This window comes from Heterorhizobium halophytocola (assembly GCF_017873095.1).
In the GTDB taxonomy this organism is placed as follows: Bacteria; Pseudomonadota; Alphaproteobacteria; order Rhizobiales; family Rhizobiaceae; genus Allorhizobium; species Allorhizobium halophytocola.
This window is the reverse complement of the sequence record NZ_JAGGJU010000001.1, coordinates 176197-193455: the sequence shown is the minus strand read 5'-3', so window position 1 is coordinate 193455 and position 17259 is coordinate 176197. Positions and strand designations below refer to the sequence as shown.

The following is a 17259-nucleotide window of genomic DNA, read 5'->3' as shown; positions in this document are numbered from 1 at the left end:
TCTCTCATCTGATCTCAAACCGGATACTGCCACATGCCTTCGATCTCTCTCGATATCGCCGACGAACGTTTCCCGGTCGCCGGCGCCTTCACCATCTCGCGCGGTTCGCGCACCGAAATCCGAGTGGTCCGGGTCACGCTGGCCGCAGGCGGGGTGAAGGGCGAGGGGGAATGCGTGCCCTATGCGCGTTACGACGAGACGGTGGAGAGCGTGACGGCGGCAATCGCGGCGCTGCGGGACGATCTTTCCAACGGCATCAGCCGGGCGGAGCTGCAAGGCCTGCTGCCGGCCGGTGCCGCGCGCAATGCACTCGACTGCGCCTTCTGGGACCTGGAGGCCAAGCAAACCGGCCAGTCGATCCCGATGCTGGCCGGATTGTCACCGCCCGCGCCGCTGGAAACCGCCTTCACCCTGTCGCTCGGAACGCCTGAGAGCATGAAGGCGGCGGCGACAAAAAATGCCCATCGTCCGCTGTTGAAGGTGAAGCTCGGCAACGAGGGTGATCTGGAGCGGATCGAGGCCGTCCGGGCCGGCGCCCCGGCATCGCGCATCATCGTCGATGCGAACGAGGGCTGGACGGTCGAACAATACCAGGCGCTGGCGCCGAACCTGGTGCGGCTCGGCGTGGCGCTGGTCGAACAGCCGCTGCCGGCGGGCAAGGACGCAGCCCTTGCCGAGATCGACCGGCCGCTGCCGGTCTGCGCCGACGAGAGCTGTCACGACCGGGCCTCGCTTGCCGATCTCAAGGGCAAATACGACGTGATCAACGTCAAGCTCGACAAGACCGGCGGGCTGACCGAAGCCCTGCTTCTGGTCTCCGAGGCGCGTCAGCAGGGCTTCCAGATCATGGTCGGCTGCATGCTCGGAACCTCGCTTGCCATGGCGCCCGGCTTCTATCTGGGGCAGGGTGCCGAATTCGTCGATCTCGACGCACCGCTGCTGCTGGCCGGCGACCGGGACGAGCCGGTGCCCTATGAAGGCTCGCTCATGCACCAGCCGCCACCCCTGCTCTGGGGCTAGGTTTGGAGCCGGAAACGAATGTATTATTTTAGAAATATGTAGATTTGCGATCCCTCGCATGCTCTCCTCACCACGGGTTGCGAGGGGATAGACTATGAAAATTCGCATGGGGATAATCGCGATGCTGTGCTGTGCGGCTGTTTCGTCCTCCTGGGCGCATGGGGGCGGCTGCCGGAAAAATTCTCCGCCCGGCCAATGCTGCCACATGGATCGCAAGGCCGGCACCAGTCATTGTCATTGAAGTCATTGCCATTGACGTTCCAGCTACTTGCAAGGCATCAGCAGCGGCCCGCGCGGAACCGGCGGCCCGGTGGGCTGCAGGCAATGATCAGAAGGCCACCTGTTCCGTCGCGAGTTCAGACGGCGGGAACATGTCTTCAGCAGAATTCCTGCCGTTCAGCCGCGCATAGCGGGCAGGCGGCATGCCGGTGTGACGGGAAAAGGCGGTCGTGAAAGTGCTGGCCGAACCGTAGCCGACCCGCTCGGCGATTTCCTGGACCGTCGAGCCGTCGTCCCGCAGAAGCCGTTTGGCGAGTGCCATCCGCCAGGCCAGCAGATATTCCATTGGCGCGATACCGACAATGCGGCTGAAGCGGGCGAAGAAAGCCGAGCGTGACAGGGCGGCTTCGCCTGCCAGTTCGGTGACCGTCCAGGCATGGTCCGGCCGCGCGTGCAGCGCGTGTAGCGCCGGGGCGAGCCTTTCGTCGGCAAGGCCGCGGGTAAGACCGGGTGCACCGGACCCAGCCGCACCGGAGCGCAGCGCCTCGATCAGCAGCACCTCCAGCAGCCGCTCCAGGACGAGTTCCCGCGCCTGCCTGCCTGCGCGCGTCTCGTCATTGACCAGCTCCATCAGCGTGGCAAGCCGCGGCTCTGCGCGCACCACCACGATATCGGGCAGCAGCGAGACCAGCAGGGCGGCATCCGGTGAACCGAACTGGCAGTGCCCGATCTGCGCGCGCATGTCCGGCAGGCCGTCCTGCCGGCCGATCCGGAAATGCCCCTCCGCGAGACGGGTCGGAGCGGTCGCCTCGAGGTCGTCGGGGGCCTCAAGGCTTTCGTTGACGAGATCCTGCATGGCCGGGACCAGAACGAAGTCGCCGGCCTCCAGAACAAGGGTCTGCTTGCCGCCGAAGATCATGCGGCAGCGGCCTTCCAGCACCGCGCAATAGAAGGGTTCACCCAGTGCCGGGCGGTGGACCCTCCAGTGCCCTGCGCCCTCCACAAACTTGGAAAAGCGTGCTCGGGGCTGAAGCAGCGTGACGATCTCGGTCAATGGGTCAATGGTCATGATCAGGACTTTGGCAAAAGAAACGTGGATCCTGAACTATAGGAAGTCTTCACCTCCGCCGCTAGCCTTGGTGCATAACGAAACAAGGAGATAGTCATGCCTAACATATTGATCACCGGTTGCTCGTCGGGTTTCGGTCTCGAGACGGCAAAGCTCTTTCTCGATCGGGGCTGGTCGGTCATCGCTACCATGCGCAGGCCCGACGCATCGCAGCTGCCCGTCCACGAGCGCCTGCGCATTCTCGCACTCGACGTTACCGACACGGCCAGCATTGCGTTTGCGGTCGAGGAGGCTGGCACTATCGATGTGCTGGTCAACAATGCCGGCTTCGGCGCGCCAGCGCCGATCGAGCTGACCGCGCCGGAAACCATAAAAGCTCTGTTCGAGACCAACACGATCGGCACCCTTGCCGTCACGCAGGCGGTTCTGCCGCAAATGCGCAAGCGGCGGTCAGGCGTCGTGGTCAACGTCACATCCTCCGTGACCCTCAAACCCCTGCCGGTGATCGGCGTCTATCGCGCGAGCAAGGCTGCGGTCAATGCGCTGACGGAGTCGCTCGCAATCGAGATGCAGCCGTTCGGTGTTCGGGTCCATATCGTGCTGCCGGGGCGCTCGCCCGAGACCCAATTCGGCGCGAATGCGCGGCCGCACCTGCGGGGAATGGACGATCCCGACTATGCACCACTACTCCAGTCCTTCGTGGAGACGGTGCAGAGCGACAGTGGACCGATCACGCATGCGCCTGACGTGGCGGAAGCCGTCTGGAAGGCCGCGACCGATCCGACCGCATCCCTGCGCATCCCGGGGGGCGCCGATGCCGAACTCTGGATGGCCGAGGCCGGGCAGTAAGTGCCGCATTTGAAGGGCTGGCGGCGCTCCGCCGCCCTCGACGGGGGAGCGCGAAGACTGCGAGGTTCTCCCCCCGGTGAGCCGGACTACATCGCGTCCAGTTCGGCGCGGTGCCGCTGCATCGCCTTGAAGCGGGCATAGTCCCGGTCATAGCGCGGGCGTGTCGCGGGGTCGGGTTTGCGGATGGCAGGCTCGGGGATCATCGCCGCACCGGCTTCGGCAAGGCTGCCATATAGTCCGCCTGCCATGGCCGCGTTGATCGCATTGCCGATCAGCACGGCGTCATCGGTCTTCGGCAGCATGAGGTCGCAGCCGGTCACGTCGCCATAGAGTTCGACGAGCAGCGGGTTCTTCACATGGCCACCGGTCAGGTGCAGCCGCTCGGGCGTAAAGCCGCGCTCGCGCATGTGGTCGAGGATCTGGCGCAGGCCAAGCGCGATCGCCACGCAGGCGCGCCAGTAGATCCGGCAGAGCCCGTCGAACGAGGGGTCGAGCGTGAGGCCGGAGATCACGCCATACATCGAGGGATCGGCAAAAGGCGAGCGATTGCCGTGGAAATCCGGCAGGACATTCAGCCGCGCGGCAAAGGCCGCTCCTTCGATGGCACGCAGGTCCCGGATCCTCGCGATGATCGTCTGGTGCTTGTCGGTGGTCGGTTCGCCGCCGGCGGAATGGATGCGGATCAGATGGTTCAGCAGCCCGCCGGTGGCCGACTGTCCCGCCTCCACCAGCCATTGATCTGGAATGACGGCATCCTTGAACGGGCCCCAGAGGCTGCGCCCGAAATGCGGTTCCGGCGCAAAGCTGATCAGGCAGCTCGACGTGCCGCCGATCAGCGCCGCCTGACGTGCCAGCTGGTCGGGATCGCTGGCCGCAGGTCCCAGAACGCCAAGCGCGCCGGCATAGGCATCGACCATCCCGGCTGCGACGGGAATGCCGGGATCGAGCCCGAGTTCGGCCGCAGCCCGGATCGTCAGATGGCCGACGGCATGGCCGACCGCGACCGCCGTTTGCGGCAGTCCGCCCTTCTCGATCAGGTCTTCAAGCCCTGTGGCCGCCAGGAAATCCGTCGCCCAGCCGGTCTTCTCGTGCGAGCGAAACGTCCATTTCGAGCTGAGCGTGTTGAGCGACCGGGCGGTGCTGCCGCTTGCCTTCCACGTCAGGAAGTCTGCGAGGTCGAAGAAATGGCCGGCTCGGGTCCACAGATCCGGCCGATGCCGCTTCAGCCACATCAGCTTGGGGATCTGCATTTCCGGCGAGATCAGTTCGCCGGAATGGGACAGCACGGGGTGGCGGGTGGCGCTCACCTCATCCGCCTCGCCGATGGCGCGGTGGTCGAGCCAGGCGATGGTGTCGAAGGCATGGGCGCCCTCGGGGTTGAGGACCAGCGGCGCACCCTCGGTGTCGCGCAGGACGAGCGAGCAGGTGGCGTCGAAGGCAATCGCGGCAATCCGGTCCGGCGTGATGCCGGCTGCCGTCAGCGTGGTGCGCACGGCAATGGCCGTGGCGCTCCAGATCTCCTCGGAGGAATATTCGGCAATATCGTCACCCTCGACGCGCATCTCGATCGGGTGCTCGCGGCGTGCCAGAAGCTGGCCGTCGCGCGTCACCACACCGGCGCGCGCGCTGCCGGTTCCGACATCGACGGCAATAAGATGATCGCGCATTACGGGTGTTGTCCGTCCCTTTGGTCGTTTTGGCGGACAAGGTGGAGCAAATCCCCCATCGCGTCAAACGAGAGATCGGCATTAAGCTTACCAACCGCTTCCCGCAGGGCAGGGGCCTGGGCATGGCCGCCACCGGTAAAGGCGAAAACCCGCATGCCGGCGGCACGGGCCGCCGTGATCCCGGCCGGGCTGTCCTCGATGACGGTACAGCGGGCGGGATCGTGGTGCATTTCGCGCGCGGCATGCAGAAACAGATCGGGCGCCGGCTTGCCATGCTCGACCATGGTGGCGGAAAAGATCTGCGGCGCAAAGCGCGGCAGGATGCCGGTGATCGTCAACGACAGGCGGATGCGCTCCGGCTGCGACGAGGAGGCGACGCACCAGTCGATATCGTTGTCCTCAAGTGCCTGCAAGGCGTCGGCAATACCGTCGATCGGCTTCAGTTCCTCGTGGAACCGGCTGTAGAGCTTGGTGCGCATCTGATGCAGGAAGCCGTCGTCGATATGCACGCCGAACTGTTCCCGCGCGATCGCGATCGTCGAGGAAAGGCTGCGGCCGAGGAAAAGCTCGGCCGCGCGCTGTTCGTCCATGGCGAGACCTGCAGCGGTCAGCATCTCGACCAGTACGGTGAGCGAAATCGGCTCACTGTCGACGAGAACGCCGTCGCAATCGAAGATGATGAGCGGTCGCTCATCGACCGCTGCAGGTGCGCCCTGGAATGTCAGCCGAGTTTCCCTTCGAGGTAGAGCGTCAGGGTCTTCGCCGTGCCGACCGAACGCAGGCTTGTCAGCGCCTCGACGAAGCGCTTGGTGAAGGCCGGGTTGGTGCCGACGCTGCCGAAGATGTCCTTCAGTTCCAGGAAGGCCAGCGGATCGGACTGCGACTTCACGGCCGCCGCATGGATGCGGTCGGCATTCGGATCGTTGAAGACGATGTCCTTGCCGCTGTCCGACTTGCCTTCGAAATAGCGGCACCAGAGCGCCGAGACCAGTGCCAGACCCTGGACGTCGAGGCCCTTGGCCAGACGGTCGGCGGTCGACGGCAGGATGAATTTCGGCTGGCGGTTGGACCCGTCCTGGGCCAGCCGCGGGATCGTGTCGCCGATCTTCGGGTTGAGGAAGCGGCGCTCGATCAGGTCGAAATACTCGTCCAGGCTGGTGTTCGGCACCGGCGGCACGATCGGGATGATCTCTTCCTTCTCCAGCTTGGCGAGGAAGGCGCGGATCAGATCGTTTTCCATGGACTCATGGACGAAGTGGATGTCCATCAGCGCTGCCGGATAGGCGATCGCCGCATGGCCGCCGTTGAGGATACGCAGCTTCATCAGCTCGTAGGGCGCAACGTCATCGACGAAGGTGACGCCGACTTCTTCCAGCGCCGGACGGCCGAGCGTGAACTTGTCTTCCAGCACCCACTGCTTGAACTCCTCGCAGAACACCGGCCAGTTGTCGTCGATGCCGTAGGTGTCGCGGGTGATCGTCAGTTCGCGCTCGCCGGTTGCCGGCGTGATGCGGTCGACCATGGCGTTGGGGAAGGAGACGTTTTCGTGGATCCAGTGGGCGAAGCCGGCATCCGACATTTCGGCCAGGCCAACCACGGTTGCTTCCGTCACTTCGCCGTTGCCGGGAATGTTGTCGCAGCACATGACGGTGAACGGCGCAAGCCCCGCCTCGCGGCGCTTCTTCAGGCCGGCGATGATCAGGCCGAAGACGCTTTTCGGCTGGTCGGGCGTTGCGGCATCCGCTGCCATGGCCGGATGGGTCGGGTCGAACTTGCCGGTTGCCGGGTCGATGAAGTAGCCACCCTCGGTGATCGTAAGCGAGACAATTCGGATCGCCGGGTCCGCAAGGGTGGCAATGATCTGGTCGAAGTCAGGTGCCGCAATCATGTCGATCATCGGGCCGGTGACGGTGGCCGAAGAGCGATTGTTGTCCTGTTCGACCACGGTGGTGAGGTAATCCTGGGCGGCCAGCTTTTCCTTCATCTTGCCGTCGCTCGGCATGACGCCGGCGCCGACGATCGCCCAGTCGTGGTCGCGACCGGCGTTGAAGAGTTCGTGCAGGTAGATCGCCTGATGGGCGCGGTGAAAATTGCCGACGCCGAAATGAAGGATGCCGGGCGACAGGTCGTCGCGCTTGTAGGTTGGCACCGACGCCGTCTTGGCCGCTTCATCCAGGGTTGCGAGCGAAAGCTTGCAGGTCATGTTGGTCTTCCTCGATTGATGAGGTTGGGGGTCCGGGACGGCCGCTCAGCTCATCCAGTTGCCGCCGTCGACATTGTAAGTCTGGGCGACGATGTAGTCCGCGTCGGCGCTGGCAAGAAAAACGGCCATGCCGGTCAGATCCTCGGCCGTTCCCATCCGGCCGAAGGGGACCGCCTCGCCGACGAGCTTCTTCTTCTCGCCGATAGGACGGTTTTCATATTTGGCAAACAGCGCGTCGACGCCTTCCCAGTGCTCGCCGTCGACGACGCCGGGGGCGATGGCGTTGACGTTGATGCCATGCTCGATCAGGTTCAGACCCGCCGACTGGGTGAGCGAGATCACGGCGGCCTTGGTGGCGCAGTAGATCGCGACGAGCGCCTCGCCGCGGCGGCCGGCCTGGCTTGCCATGTTGATGATCTTGCCGCCCTTGCCGCGGGCGATCATCGATTTCGCCGCAGCCTGCATCATGAACAGCGTGCCCGAGACATTGATCGAGAACAGCCGCTCATAGCTCTCGCGGCTGATCTCGGTGATCGGCGCCAGATCGAAGAGGGCGGCGTTGTTGATCAGGATATCGAGGCCGCCTGTGCGCTCCTCGACCACCTTGATCGCCGCATCGATCGAGGCCTGTTCGCGCACGTCAAGCAGCACCGGATAGGCCGCGTCACCGATTTCGGCCGCCGTCTGGCTGGCACGCTCGAAATTGATGTCGGCGATGGCAACGGTGGCGCCTTGCGCGACATAGGCCTGGGCGAAAGCCCGCCCGATCCCGCGGGCGGCACCTGTAATAAGCGCCGATTTCCCGTCGAGGCGCCCGCTCATTTCGCCATGCCCTTGTCGTCGAAGCGGTGGAGGCGCTCTTCGTCCGGGGTGACATAGACGGTATCGCCGTGACGGACCGGAATTTCGCCGCTGGCGCGGGCCGTGATCTGACCGATGCCGTCGATATCGATATGCAGGAAGGTGTCGGAGCCCAGATGTTCGGCGACGACGACCTTGCCCTTCCAGGCGCCTTCGGTGGTCGACAGCGTCACGTGCTCGGGGCGGATGCCGACGGTGGGGGCGCCGAATTTCTGCGCCGTCTCACCCGACAGCAGGTTCATCTTCGGCGAGCCGATAAAGCCGGCGACGAAGAGGTTGCGCGGGCTGTGATAGAGCTCCAGCGGCGAGCCGACCTGCTCGATATTGCCCTTGTTGAGCACGACGATCTTGTCGGCCATGGTCATGGCTTCGACCTGGTCGTGGGTCACGTAGATCGAGGTGGCGCCGAGCTTGTGGTGCAGTTCGGTGATTTCGAGACGCATGTTGACGCGCAGCGCCGCATCCAGGTTCGACAGCGGTTCGTCGAACAGGAAGCATTCCGGCGAGCGCACGATTGCCCGGCCGATGGCGACGCGCTGGCGCTGGCCGCCCGACAGCTGGCGCGGCTTGCGCTCCAGGTAGTCGGTGAGATTGAGGATCTTGGCTGCGTCTTCGACCTTGCGATCGATTTCGGCCTTCTCCACGCCAGCCATCTTCAGCGGGAAGCCGATATTGGAGCGGACGCTCATATGCGGATAAAGGGCGTAGGACTGGAACACCATGGCCAGGCCGCGCTGCGACGGCTGGAGGTCTGTGGCGTCCTTGCCGTCGATCAGGATCCGGCCGCCAGAGACGTCTTCCAGACCGGCGATCAGGCGCAGAAGGGTGGACTTGCCGCAACCCGACGGGCCGACAAAGACGCAGAACTCGCCATTGTTGATCTCGAGGTCGAGCGAGGGGATGACGACGGCCTCGCCGAAGGACTTGGAAACTTTTTCAAGCTTGATGCTGCCCATTGTCGTTTTCCTTACTTAACAGCGCCGAATGTGAGGCCGCGTACGAGTTGCTTTTGGCTGAACCAGCCGAGAATGACGATCGGGGCAATTGCCATGGTCGATGCCGCCGAGAGCTTGGCATAGAACAGGCCTTCGGGGCTGGAGTAGGAGGCAATGAACGCCGTCAGCGGAGCCGCTTTCGAGGTCGTCAGGTTGAGCGTCCAGAAGGCTTCGTTCCAGGCCAGGATGACGTTCAGCAGAAGCGTCGAGGCAATGCCGGGAACGGCCATCGGGGTAAGGACGTAGATGATTTCCTTCATCAGCGATGCACCGTCCATGCGGGCCGCCTCGAGGATCTCGCCGGGGATTTCCTTGAAGTAGGTGTAGAGCATCCAGACGATGATCGGCAGGTTGATCAGGGTGAGCACGATCACCAGTCCGATCCGGCTGTCGAGCAGGCCGAGGTCCCGGAAGATGATGTAGAGCGGCACCAGAACGCCGACCGGCGGCAGCATCTTGGTCGACAGCATCCACATCAGCACGTCCTTGGTGTGCTTGGTCGGCGAAAACGCCATGGCCCAGGCTGCCGGAATCGCGATGATCAGGCCGCAGACGGTCGAGCCGACCGAGATGATGACCGAGTTCATGAAGTAATGAAAATAGGTCTCGCCACGGGTGCTGGTCAGGATGTCGTGATAGTTTTCCAGCGTCCAGCGGAAGAACAGGAAGGAGGGGGGAGAGGCAATCGCCTCGCCCTCGGTCTTGAAGCTGGTCAGGAACGTCCAGAGGATCGGGAAGAAGATCAGGAAACCGATGAGCCAGGCGAGACCGGTCCATACGACCTTTCTGCGGGTTGAGATTGCGCGTGCCATGGTTCAGCTCTCCAGATTCTTGCCGATCAGGCGGATGAGGAAGAAGGCGACGATGTTGGCGAGAATGACGGCGACGATACCGCCTGCCGATGCGCCACCCACGTCGAACTGCAACAGGGCCTGGGCGTAGATCAGATAGGTTAGATTGGTGCTCTGCGTGCCGGGACCGCCATTGGTGGTGACGAGGATTTCGGCAAAGACGGAGAGCAGGAAGATGGTCTCGATCAGCACGACCACGGTCATCGCACGCGAAAGATGCGGCAGGATGATGTAGACCAGCTTGGAGATCGGCCCGGCGCCATCCATTTCGGAGGCTTCCTTCTGCTCCTCATCGAGCGACTGCAGCGCGGTGAAGATGATCAGCGTGGCAAATGGCAGCCACTGCCAGGCAACGATGATGATGATCGAGGTCAGCGGCGCCGTGGCGAGCCAGTCGATCGGCTGCATGCCCAGCGATTTGGCGATCCAGGCAAACAGCCCGTTGACCGGGTTCATCAGCATGTTCTTCCACACCAGCGCCGACACGGTCGGCATGATGAAGAAGGGCGCTATGACGAGAATACGCACAATACCCTGGCCGAACATCGGCTGGTCGAGCAGCAGGGCGAGGGCAATGCCGCCGATCACGGTGATGGCGAGCACGGAGCCCACCAGGATCAGCGTGTTCTTCAGAGCGGCGAAGAAGGCCGGATCGGTCAGGAAGTACTTGTAGTTCGTGAAGCCGGCAAATTCTTCCATGCCGGGCATCAGCAGATTGTATCGCAGGAACGAGAAATAGATCGTCATCGCCAGGGGCACGATCATCCATGCCAGTAGCAGAAGCACGGACGGTGCCATCATCAGACGTGCCGCAGAATGTGTGTGGGTGGTCGCCATAGGGACTGCGCCTTTCGCCATCAGCTGTTGATGAGGCCGCGGTTTGCGCGAGGTCGCGGACAAAACAGGCGACCCTTGCACCTTCCCGGCACCGCAGCCGATCCGGCCTTTTGAATACTGCAAAAAAGAAAATGGGGCGGTCGTCGGCTGTTCGCGTTCGGGCGGGCCGGCGTCCGCCCCAGTTGGGACAGGGAAGGGTTTAAGCTTCCCTGTGCCTTATCTGAGGAGGATTATTACTTGATGTAACCGCCCTTGGTCATCTCACGCGTGGTGAGCGACTGTGCGTTCTGGAGAGCCTGGTCGACCGAAACCTGGCCGGCAAGCGCTGCGGAGAACTGCTGGCCCACGGCCGTACCGATGCCCTGGAATTCCGGGATCGCGACGAACTGGACGCCCGTATAGGGGACCGGCTTGACCGTCGGGTTCTTCGGATCCGCCGAGTTGATGCTGTCGAGCGTCATCTTGGCGAAGGGAGCGGCTTCCTGGTATTTCGGGTTTTCGTACAGCGAAGTACGGGTGCCCGGAGGTACGTTGGCCCAGCCATCCTTCTCGGCAACCAGTTCGCTGTAGTGCTTCGAGGTTGCCCAGGAGATGAACTTCTCGGCAGCATCGACCTTCTTGGAGCCTGCCGGGATGGCGAGGTTCCAGGCCCAGAGCCAGTTGCCGTTCTTCTCTACGCCGTCCTTGTGGGGAGCGAGCGCAAAGCCGACCTTGTCGGCGACCTTGGAATCGGCCGGGTTGGTCACGAAGGACGCAGCCACGGTCGCGTCGATCCACATGCCGCATTTGCCGGTCTGGAACAGAGCGAGGTTTTCGTTGAAACCGTTGGACGAAGCGCCGGGAGGACCCGATTCCTTCATCATGTTGACATAGGTTTCGAGCGTGTCCTTCCACTCCGGCTGATCGAACTGGGGCTTCCAGTTTTCGTCGAACCAGCGTGCGCCCATCGAGTTGGACATGGCGGTGAGGAATGCCATGTTCTCGCCCCAGCCGGCCTTGCCGCGCAGGCAGATGCCGTAGACTTCATTGTCCTTGTCCGTCATCTTCTTGGCGGCATCGGCAATGAAGGACCAGGTCGGCTTGTCGGGCATGGTCAGCCCCGCCTTTTCCATCAGGTCCTTGCGGTACATGATCATCGAGCTTTCGCCGTAGAACGGTGCCGCATAGAGCTTGTCGTCCTGGGTCAGACCCGAACGGATGGCCGGCAGAAGGTCGTCGACATCATAGTCGTCGCCGAGCTTGTCGAGCGGCACGAGCCAGCCCTGCTTGGCCCAGATCGGAACTTCATAGGTGCCGATGGTCAGAACGTCATACTGTCCACCCTTGGTGGCGATGTCGGTCGTGACCTTCTGGCGCAGGACGTTTTCTTCCAGCGTGACCCATTCGAGATCGATGTCGGGGTTGGATTTCTTGAAGTCATCCGTCAGCTTCTGCATCCGGATCATGTCGCCATTGTTGACGGTGGCGATGGTGAGTGTTTCAGCCGAGGCTACACCAGCCAGGGCCAATACCGAGCACGCGCCCAGCAGAATTGTCTTGAAAGTCATAACTTCCTCCCAGAAGAGAAATGAGCAATCGCTTTGCTCATGGGCAATTACTCACTTTTGTAGATCGCAAAGTCAATGCGGATTCCGTGTTGCAGTGCCGAAAGGCGACCGCAAGCCCATGAAAGTTATCAATAAAAAATCTATTTTAGGGTCAGTTTTCGAGCAGAAAACGCGCCGCATCCTCGTCGGTGATCAGCGCATTGATCTGCTGACCCCGTACCGCCGCGCGGATTGCCGCGTGCTTGCGCCGGCCCCTGGCCAGGCCGAAGACGCAGGACGTCTCGCGCGAGGGAAGCGGCAGACTGGCGATCCGCTCCTTGACCGGGCTTTCGACCAGATTGCCGTCCTCGTCGAACATCCAGCCGCAGATTTCGCCGACGACGCCGGCCTCGCTCAGGATCTCGATTTCCTCGGGTTTCAGGAAGCCGTCGAGCATCAGCGGCGCGCGGGCGTTGAACTCGCCGATGCCGACAAAGGTGACATCGGCCTTGGCGCCGAGGGCGATGGTCGGGCGCACCAGCGCCTGCTGGTGCAGCAGGTCGCGCTCGGCCCTGGACGAGACGATGACCGGCATCGGCATCGGAAAATGCTGCGCCTTGATCGCATCGGCCATCGAGAAGATGACGTTATAATAGGCGGCGGAACCGTCGGGGCTGATATTGCCGGTGAGCGAGACGATCCGGTGCTGGGGACATTCCATCGGCGAGAGCTGGTCGATGATGGCGCGCAGCGTTCGCCCCGTGCCGATCGCGACGATCATCGGGTCGGTCTTCTTCAGCCAGCGCTCCAGTTCGACGGCGCCGGCTTCTGCTATGCCGGCATTGCCGGTTTCCGATCCCGGGTCGCTCGGCACCACTTCGACCTGACGCAGATCGTATTTCTGCTTCACCGCCTGGGCCAGTTCCATGCATTCGGCAATCGGATGGTCGAGGCGCACCTTGACCAGCTTTTCGGCGACGGCAAGCGACACCAGGCGCTGCGCACTCTGGCGGGAAATGCCCATGGCGGCTGCGATTTCGTCCTGGGTCCGGCCCGCAACATAGTATAGCCAGCCGGCGCGTGCCGCGTCGTCCAAGCGTCCGCTACTGCCAACCCGTCGTGCCATGATCACCTCTTCGTCCAACGAGTAGCCAGCACACTCACAGGTGTCAATGCGCGCAAGACGCGCGTGCCGTCAAAGGATGCTGACGATATCGGCATGGGTTTTGGCCAGCCTCGAGCGGACGCTGCGGATGGTATCCTCGGTGAAATGCGACGTCGGGCCATAGACCGACATCCCGGCAATCATGCGTCCGTCGGCGGTCAGGATGGGGATGGCGATCGCCGCCACACTGTCTTCCCGCTCGGCCCGGTTGAAGGCGATGCCCTGCACGCGGATCTCGTCCAGCTCCTCCTGCAGGCGGACCGGATCGACGATCGTATTCTGTGAAAACGGCGACAGGTCGGTTGCCGCAAGATAGCTCTTCCAGGCCGAGGGATCGCTGAACGCCAGCCAGAGCTTGCCGTTGGCCGTCGCATAGGCCTCCATGCGCGCGCCGACGCGGGCGTTATAGAGGAAGGTCTTGTCCGAATGGGCGGCCGCGATGCAGGTGATCATCGTTCCGTCGAAGGTGGTCGCCATCGCGCTCTCGCCGGTCTCGTCGGCTAGGCGATTGAGGAAGGGCTGGATCTCGACGGCGAGCTTGCGGAAGCTCTTGGCCCGTTCGCCGTAATCCACAAGCTTGTTGCCCAGCCGGAAAACCCCTTTTTTCGGCGAGACGAGCACGCCTGTAGCCGTCAGCGTCTTCAGGAAACGGTGGGCGGTAACGGCATTCAGACCCACGAGGTCTGCGACGTCCCGGGCGCTGATCTGCTGGCGGCTGTCGTCGAGCAGATCGAGGATGGCAAAGGCCTTCATCACCGAGTTGTTCAACGGGGTTACCATGATTTCGCGCCACGGTTGCGGAGGTGTCGCCGACCGACAGGCGGCGCTTGACGCTCCATACAGACAATGTAATATTATTTGAGATTAAGATATCACTATGTGAAATGTCAAGGTGTCGGGGAAGAGGAGCCCCATTCACGGTCCCGTCGGTTCAGCCTATTGGAGGAGGTGAAGCCGGCCTGGGATCTGTATCGGCAAGTGCTTATATTTTCGTGAGATTGTGCCGGATACGCTGACTTTTGCGGTAAACACCTTAAGGTGGCTCCGGCAACTATTCCAAAGGGAGGGAACAACATGAAACTGGTCAAGACCGCTATACTGGCAGGCGCCATCGCAACACTGATGTCGGGTGTGGCTGCCGCACAGGAATTCACCTTCAAGCTGCACCATTTTCTCGGGCCCAAGGCGCCGGCCCAGACCCAGATGCTGGAGCCCTGGGCCAAGGCCGTGGAGGAAAACAGCGGCGGCAAGGTGAAGATCGAGATCTATCCGTCGATGTCGCTCGGCGGCGCGCCGCCGGAGCTCGTCGCCCAGGCGCGCGACGGCGTCGTCGACCTGATCTGGACGGTCAACGGCTATACGCCGGGCCTGTTTCCGCGCACCGAAGTGTTCGAACTGCCGTTCATCCACACCAATGACATCACCGCCACCGATCTCGCCATGCGCGACATGTTCGACGAGTATCTGGCCGACGACTACAAGGGCCTGAAGGTCCTCTTCCTGCATGTCCATGCCGGTCAGGCGATCCAGATGGCTTCGGCCGAGGTACGCAAGCCGGAGGATCTCGCCGGCAAGAAGATGCGCATTCCGACCCGCACCGGCGCCTGGGTGATCGAGGCGCTCGGCGCCTCGCCGGCCGCCATGCCGGTGCCGGACCTGCCGCAGGCGCTGTCCAAGGGCGTGGTCGACGGTGCGTTGATCCCCTGGGAGATCATCCCGGCGCTCAGCCTGCAGGACCAGACGAAATACCAGATCGAGGGCGCCGACATGACGCGCTTCGGCAACACGACCTTCCAGGTGTCGATGAATCTCGACCGCTGGAATGGACTGCCGGAAGACGTGCAGAAGGCGTTCACCGATGCCTCGAACGAGGACTGGGTGAAGAAGGTCGGCGAGATCTGGCGCAATATCGACAATAACGGCATCAAGGTCGCGACCGACGCCGGCAACACGCATATCGAGCTGACCCCGGAAGAGACCGATGCCTTCAAGGCCAAGCTCGATCCGGTTGTCGACCGCTGGGTTGCCGACGTGAAGGGCAAGGGCATCGATGGCGACATGCTCGTCAAGAAGGCCCGCGAACTGATCGCGTCCCACGCGTCGAAGTGAGAGCGGATGGCTGAGGAAACGACAATGTCGAAGCGGACGGGGCTGGAAGGCCTCGTCCGTGCCGTGATCGTCGGCTGGGCGCTGTGCGGCGGCGTGGTGCTTCTGGCCGTGGTCGCCATGCAGACGGCAAGCGTCGTGATGGGCGCCTTCGGGGCGCCGTTGCCGGGTGATTTCGAGCTGACCGAACTCGGCATCGCCGTCGCCGTCTTTGCCTTCCTGCCCTATTGCCAGATGACCGACGCCAATGTGACGGCCGACATCTTCACCAGCGGCCTTGGCTCCCGGGCGCTTGGCATACTCGGACTCATCGCCTCGTTGCTGGCGCTGGTCTTTGCCGTCGTCATGGTCTGGCGCACCTGGGCGGGGATGGAAAACCAGTTCGACTACGGCTACCAGACGGCGATTCTCTCGATCAAGATCGGTTATGCCTTCATCCCGATCATCGTTTCGCTGGTGCTGCTGGCAATCGCCTCGGTGCTGTCACTGATCGACAATGTCCGACAGACCGCATCCCCTTCCAAGCATGTGACGACGTAATGGACCACAGCCTCTTTCTCGGCCTGATAGGCCTTGTCGCCCTCATCGTGCTGATCGGGCTGCGCGTCCCGATCGCCTATGCGATGATCCTGATCGGCGCGGTCGGCACGATCTCGCTCAATGGTCCGGCCATCTTCCTCAACCAGTTGAAGACGCTGGGCTACAGCCAGTTTTCCAAATACGATCTCTCGGTCATCCCGATGTTCGTGCTGATGGGCTATCTGGCCACCAGGGCAGGGCTGTCGCAGGACCTGTTCCGCGCCGCCAATGCCTGGTTCGGGCGGATGCGCGGCGGGGTGGCGATGTCGGCGATTGCCGCCTGCGCCGGCTTCGGCGCGGTCTGCGGCTCGTCGCTGGCGACCGCGACGACCATGGGGCAGGTCGCCCTGCCGGAGCTCAAACGCTACAATTATTCCGGTTCGCTCGCCACCGGCTCGCTGGCCGCCGGCGGGCTGCTCGGCATCCTCATTCCGCCGTCCGTCGTACTGGTCATCTACGCGATCATCGTCGAGGCCAATATCGTCTCGATGTTTGCCGCAGCCCTGATCCCGGGTCTGATCGCCGTCCTCCTGTTCATCCTGACGATCGCCGTCTTCGTGCGGATCAACCCGCAGGCCGGCCCCGCGGCGGAAAAGCTGCCCGAGGGCGAGTTTCTGGCGGCGACGCTTTCGGTCATCCCGGTGCTGGCGATCTTCGTGCTGGTGATCGGCGGCATCTATGCCGGCTTTTATAATCCGACACCGGCCGCCGCCATCGGCGTCGCGCTGGTGGCGATCTACGGCACGCTGCGCCGCGGCGTGAAGCTCTCCGACTATCGCTGGGCGATCCTGGAGACCGCCAAGACCTCCGGCATGATCTACCTAATCCTGTTCGGTGCCGAACTGCTGAAGATCTTCATGTCGCGCGGCGGCGTGCCGCAGGCGGCCGCCAGCTGGATGGTCAATTCCGGTCTGCCGCCGATGGGCATCGTCATCGTGCTGCTGATCGCGCTGATCTTCCTCGGCTGTTTGATGGATTCGATGTCGATGATCCTGCTGGTCATGCCGTTCTTCTGGCCGGTGGTGGCCGAACTCGATCTCGGCATGGATCCGGGCGACGTGAAGATCTGGTTCGGCGTGCTTGCCCTGATCGTCGTCGAACTCGGGCTGATCACCCCGCCGGTCGGGATGAACGTCTTCGTCATCTCGGCGCTTGCCAAGGATGTGCCGATGCGCGAGACCTTCCGCGGCGTCATGCCCTTCTTCCTGGTCGAGATCCTGCGCCTTGCGATCCTGATTGCCTTTCCGGCCCTGTCTCTCTGGCTGCCGCATCTGGTCACCGGCTGAGCCTCGGGAGTAGGGGCTCTGGGAGT

The 17259-nt window shown here is 62.9% G+C and carries 16 protein-coding genes; 5 read left to right on the top strand and 11 right to left on the bottom strand.

Translation table 11 applies throughout. The features are described 5' to 3' along the window. Positions 1-33 precede the first annotated feature (33 nt). Positions 34-1020, top strand: a complete 987-nt coding sequence (gene dgcA / locus J2Z17_RS00940; protein WP_209941372.1) for an N-acetyl-D-Glu racemase DgcA — start codon at positions 34-36, stop codon at positions 1018-1020. A 328-nt stretch (positions 1021-1348) separates the two neighbouring features. Here dgcA and J2Z17_RS00935 read toward each other — a convergent pair whose 3' ends face one another. Next, positions 1349-2308 carry an AraC family transcriptional regulator gene (locus tag J2Z17_RS00935; RefSeq protein ID WP_209941370.1) on the bottom strand — a complete coding sequence of 320 codons (960 nt, stop codon included), beginning with the start codon at positions 2306-2308 and terminating at the stop codon, positions 1349-1351. Between the two features lie 96 nt (positions 2309-2404). Here J2Z17_RS00935 and J2Z17_RS00930 point away from each other — a divergent pair, with 96 nt between their 5' ends. Beyond that, a complete protein-coding gene (locus tag J2Z17_RS00930; protein WP_209941368.1) occupies positions 2405-3157 on the top strand; it encodes an SDR family oxidoreductase in 753 nt (250 codons plus the stop codon). An 86-nt stretch (positions 3158-3243) separates the two neighbouring features. On the opposite strand, the gene J2Z17_RS00925 is transcribed toward J2Z17_RS00930, so the two are convergent. The 10 genes from J2Z17_RS00925 to J2Z17_RS00880 all read right to left on the bottom strand — a co-directional run bounded on the left by J2Z17_RS00925 (position 3244) and on the right by J2Z17_RS00880 (position 14042). Next, on the bottom strand, positions 3244-4824 hold the full coding sequence (locus J2Z17_RS00925; RefSeq protein ID WP_209941367.1) for an FGGY-family carbohydrate kinase: 1581 nt from the start codon (positions 4822-4824) through the stop codon (positions 3244-3246). Beyond that, positions 4824-5549: an HAD family hydrolase gene (locus tag J2Z17_RS00920; RefSeq protein WP_245223825.1), complete on the bottom strand. Its 726-nt coding sequence runs from the start codon at positions 5547-5549 to the stop codon at positions 4824-4826. The genes J2Z17_RS00925 and J2Z17_RS00920 overlap by 1 nt, the downstream gene beginning before the upstream one ends. Continuing rightward, positions 5546-7027, bottom strand: coding sequence for a mannitol dehydrogenase family protein (locus tag J2Z17_RS00915; protein WP_209941365.1), 1482 nt, complete (start codon positions 7025-7027; stop codon positions 5546-5548). Before J2Z17_RS00915 ends, J2Z17_RS00920 begins: the two co-directional genes overlap by 4 nt. Before the next feature lie 45 nt (positions 7028-7072). Next, positions 7073-7849 carry an L-iditol 2-dehydrogenase gene (locus J2Z17_RS00910; RefSeq protein WP_209941363.1) on the bottom strand — a complete coding sequence of 259 codons (777 nt, stop codon included), beginning with the start codon at positions 7847-7849 and terminating at the stop codon, positions 7073-7075. After that, on the bottom strand, positions 7846-8844 hold the full coding sequence (locus J2Z17_RS00905; protein WP_209941361.1) for an ABC transporter ATP-binding protein: 999 nt from the start codon (positions 8842-8844) through the stop codon (positions 7846-7848). The genes J2Z17_RS00910 and J2Z17_RS00905 overlap by 4 nt, the downstream gene beginning before the upstream one ends. An 11-nt stretch (positions 8845-8855) precedes the next feature. Next, the gene (locus tag J2Z17_RS00900; RefSeq protein WP_209941359.1) at positions 8856-9695 is read right to left on the bottom strand and encodes a carbohydrate ABC transporter permease; all 840 of its coding nucleotides are present in this window, start codon (positions 9693-9695) and stop codon (positions 8856-8858) included. 3 nt (positions 9696-9698) lie between these two features. Beyond that, the gene (locus tag J2Z17_RS00895) at positions 9699-10571 is read right to left on the bottom strand and encodes a carbohydrate ABC transporter permease (protein ID WP_209941357.1); all 873 of its coding nucleotides are present in this window, start codon (positions 10569-10571) and stop codon (positions 9699-9701) included. Between the two features lie 233 nt (positions 10572-10804). Beyond that, a complete protein-coding gene (locus tag J2Z17_RS00890) occupies positions 10805-12118 on the bottom strand; it encodes an ABC transporter substrate-binding protein (protein WP_209941355.1) in 1314 nt (437 codons plus the stop codon). A 151-nt stretch (positions 12119-12269) separates the two neighbouring features. Continuing rightward, on the bottom strand, positions 12270-13223 hold the full coding sequence (locus tag J2Z17_RS00885) for a sugar-binding transcriptional regulator (protein WP_209941352.1): 954 nt from the start codon (positions 13221-13223) through the stop codon (positions 12270-12272). 69 nt (positions 13224-13292) lie between these two features. Further along, the gene (locus tag J2Z17_RS00880) at positions 13293-14042 is read right to left on the bottom strand and encodes an IclR family transcriptional regulator (protein WP_209941350.1); all 750 of its coding nucleotides are present in this window, start codon (positions 14040-14042) and stop codon (positions 13293-13295) included. A 294-nt stretch (positions 14043-14336) separates the two neighbouring features. On the opposite strand from J2Z17_RS00880, the gene J2Z17_RS00875 reads away from it, so the two are divergent. Genes J2Z17_RS00875 through J2Z17_RS00865 form a run of 3 tightly spaced genes read left to right on the top strand, consistent with a single transcriptional unit; the run spans position 14337 to position 17233 of the window. Next, positions 14337-15371: a TRAP transporter substrate-binding protein gene (locus tag J2Z17_RS00875; protein ID WP_209941348.1), complete on the top strand. Its 1035-nt coding sequence runs from the start codon at positions 14337-14339 to the stop codon at positions 15369-15371. Between the two features lie 24 nt (positions 15372-15395). Beyond that, complete coding sequence (locus tag J2Z17_RS00870) at positions 15396-15908, top strand: TRAP transporter small permease (RefSeq protein ID WP_209941346.1); 513 nt, start codon at positions 15396-15398, stop codon at positions 15906-15908. After that, a complete protein-coding gene (locus J2Z17_RS00865) occupies positions 15908-17233 on the top strand; it encodes a TRAP transporter large permease (protein ID WP_209941344.1) in 1326 nt (441 codons plus the stop codon). The genes J2Z17_RS00870 and J2Z17_RS00865 overlap by 1 nt, the downstream gene beginning before the upstream one ends. Positions 17234-17259 lie beyond the last annotated feature (26 nt).

Excerpts from the sequence above, each read along its gene's own strand:
- dgcA (WP_209941372.1), top strand. The coding sequence starts at position 34 with ATGCCTTCGATCTCTCTCGATATCGCCGACGAACGTTTCCCGGTCGCC.
- J2Z17_RS00935 (WP_209941370.1), bottom strand. The coding sequence starts at position 2,308 with ATGACCATTGACCCATTGACCGAGATCGTCACGCTGCTTCAGCCCCGA.
- J2Z17_RS00930 (WP_209941368.1), top strand. The coding sequence starts at position 2,405 with ATGCCTAACATATTGATCACCGGTTGCTCGTCGGGTTTCGGTCTCGAG.
- J2Z17_RS00925 (WP_209941367.1), bottom strand. The coding sequence starts at position 4,824 with ATGCGCGATCATCTTATTGCCGTCGATGTCGGAACCGGCAGCGCGCGC.
- J2Z17_RS00915 (WP_209941365.1), bottom strand. The coding sequence starts at position 7,027 with ATGACCTGCAAGCTTTCGCTCGCAACCCTGGATGAAGCGGCCAAGACG.
- J2Z17_RS00910 (WP_209941363.1), bottom strand. The coding sequence starts at position 7,849 with ATGAGCGGGCGCCTCGACGGGAAATCGGCGCTTATTACAGGTGCCGCC.
- J2Z17_RS00905 (WP_209941361.1), bottom strand. The coding sequence starts at position 8,844 with ATGGGCAGCATCAAGCTTGAAAAAGTTTCCAAGTCCTTCGGCGAGGCC.
- J2Z17_RS00900 (WP_209941359.1), bottom strand. The coding sequence starts at position 9,695 with ATGGCACGCGCAATCTCAACCCGCAGAAAGGTCGTATGGACCGGTCTC.
- J2Z17_RS00895 (WP_209941357.1), bottom strand. The coding sequence starts at position 10,571 with ATGGCGACCACCCACACACATTCTGCGGCACGTCTGATGATGGCACCG.
- J2Z17_RS00890 (WP_209941355.1), bottom strand. The coding sequence starts at position 12,118 with ATGACTTTCAAGACAATTCTGCTGGGCGCGTGCTCGGTATTGGCCCTG.
- J2Z17_RS00885 (WP_209941352.1), bottom strand. The coding sequence starts at position 13,223 with ATGGCACGACGGGTTGGCAGTAGCGGACGCTTGGACGACGCGGCACGC.
- J2Z17_RS00880 (WP_209941350.1), bottom strand. The coding sequence starts at position 14,042 with ATGGTAACCCCGTTGAACAACTCGGTGATGAAGGCCTTTGCCATCCTC.
- J2Z17_RS00875 (WP_209941348.1), top strand. The coding sequence starts at position 14,337 with ATGAAACTGGTCAAGACCGCTATACTGGCAGGCGCCATCGCAACACTG.
- J2Z17_RS00870 (WP_209941346.1), top strand. The coding sequence starts at position 15,396 with ATGTCGAAGCGGACGGGGCTGGAAGGCCTCGTCCGTGCCGTGATCGTC.
- J2Z17_RS00865 (WP_209941344.1), top strand. The coding sequence starts at position 15,908 with ATGGACCACAGCCTCTTTCTCGGCCTGATAGGCCTTGTCGCCCTCATC.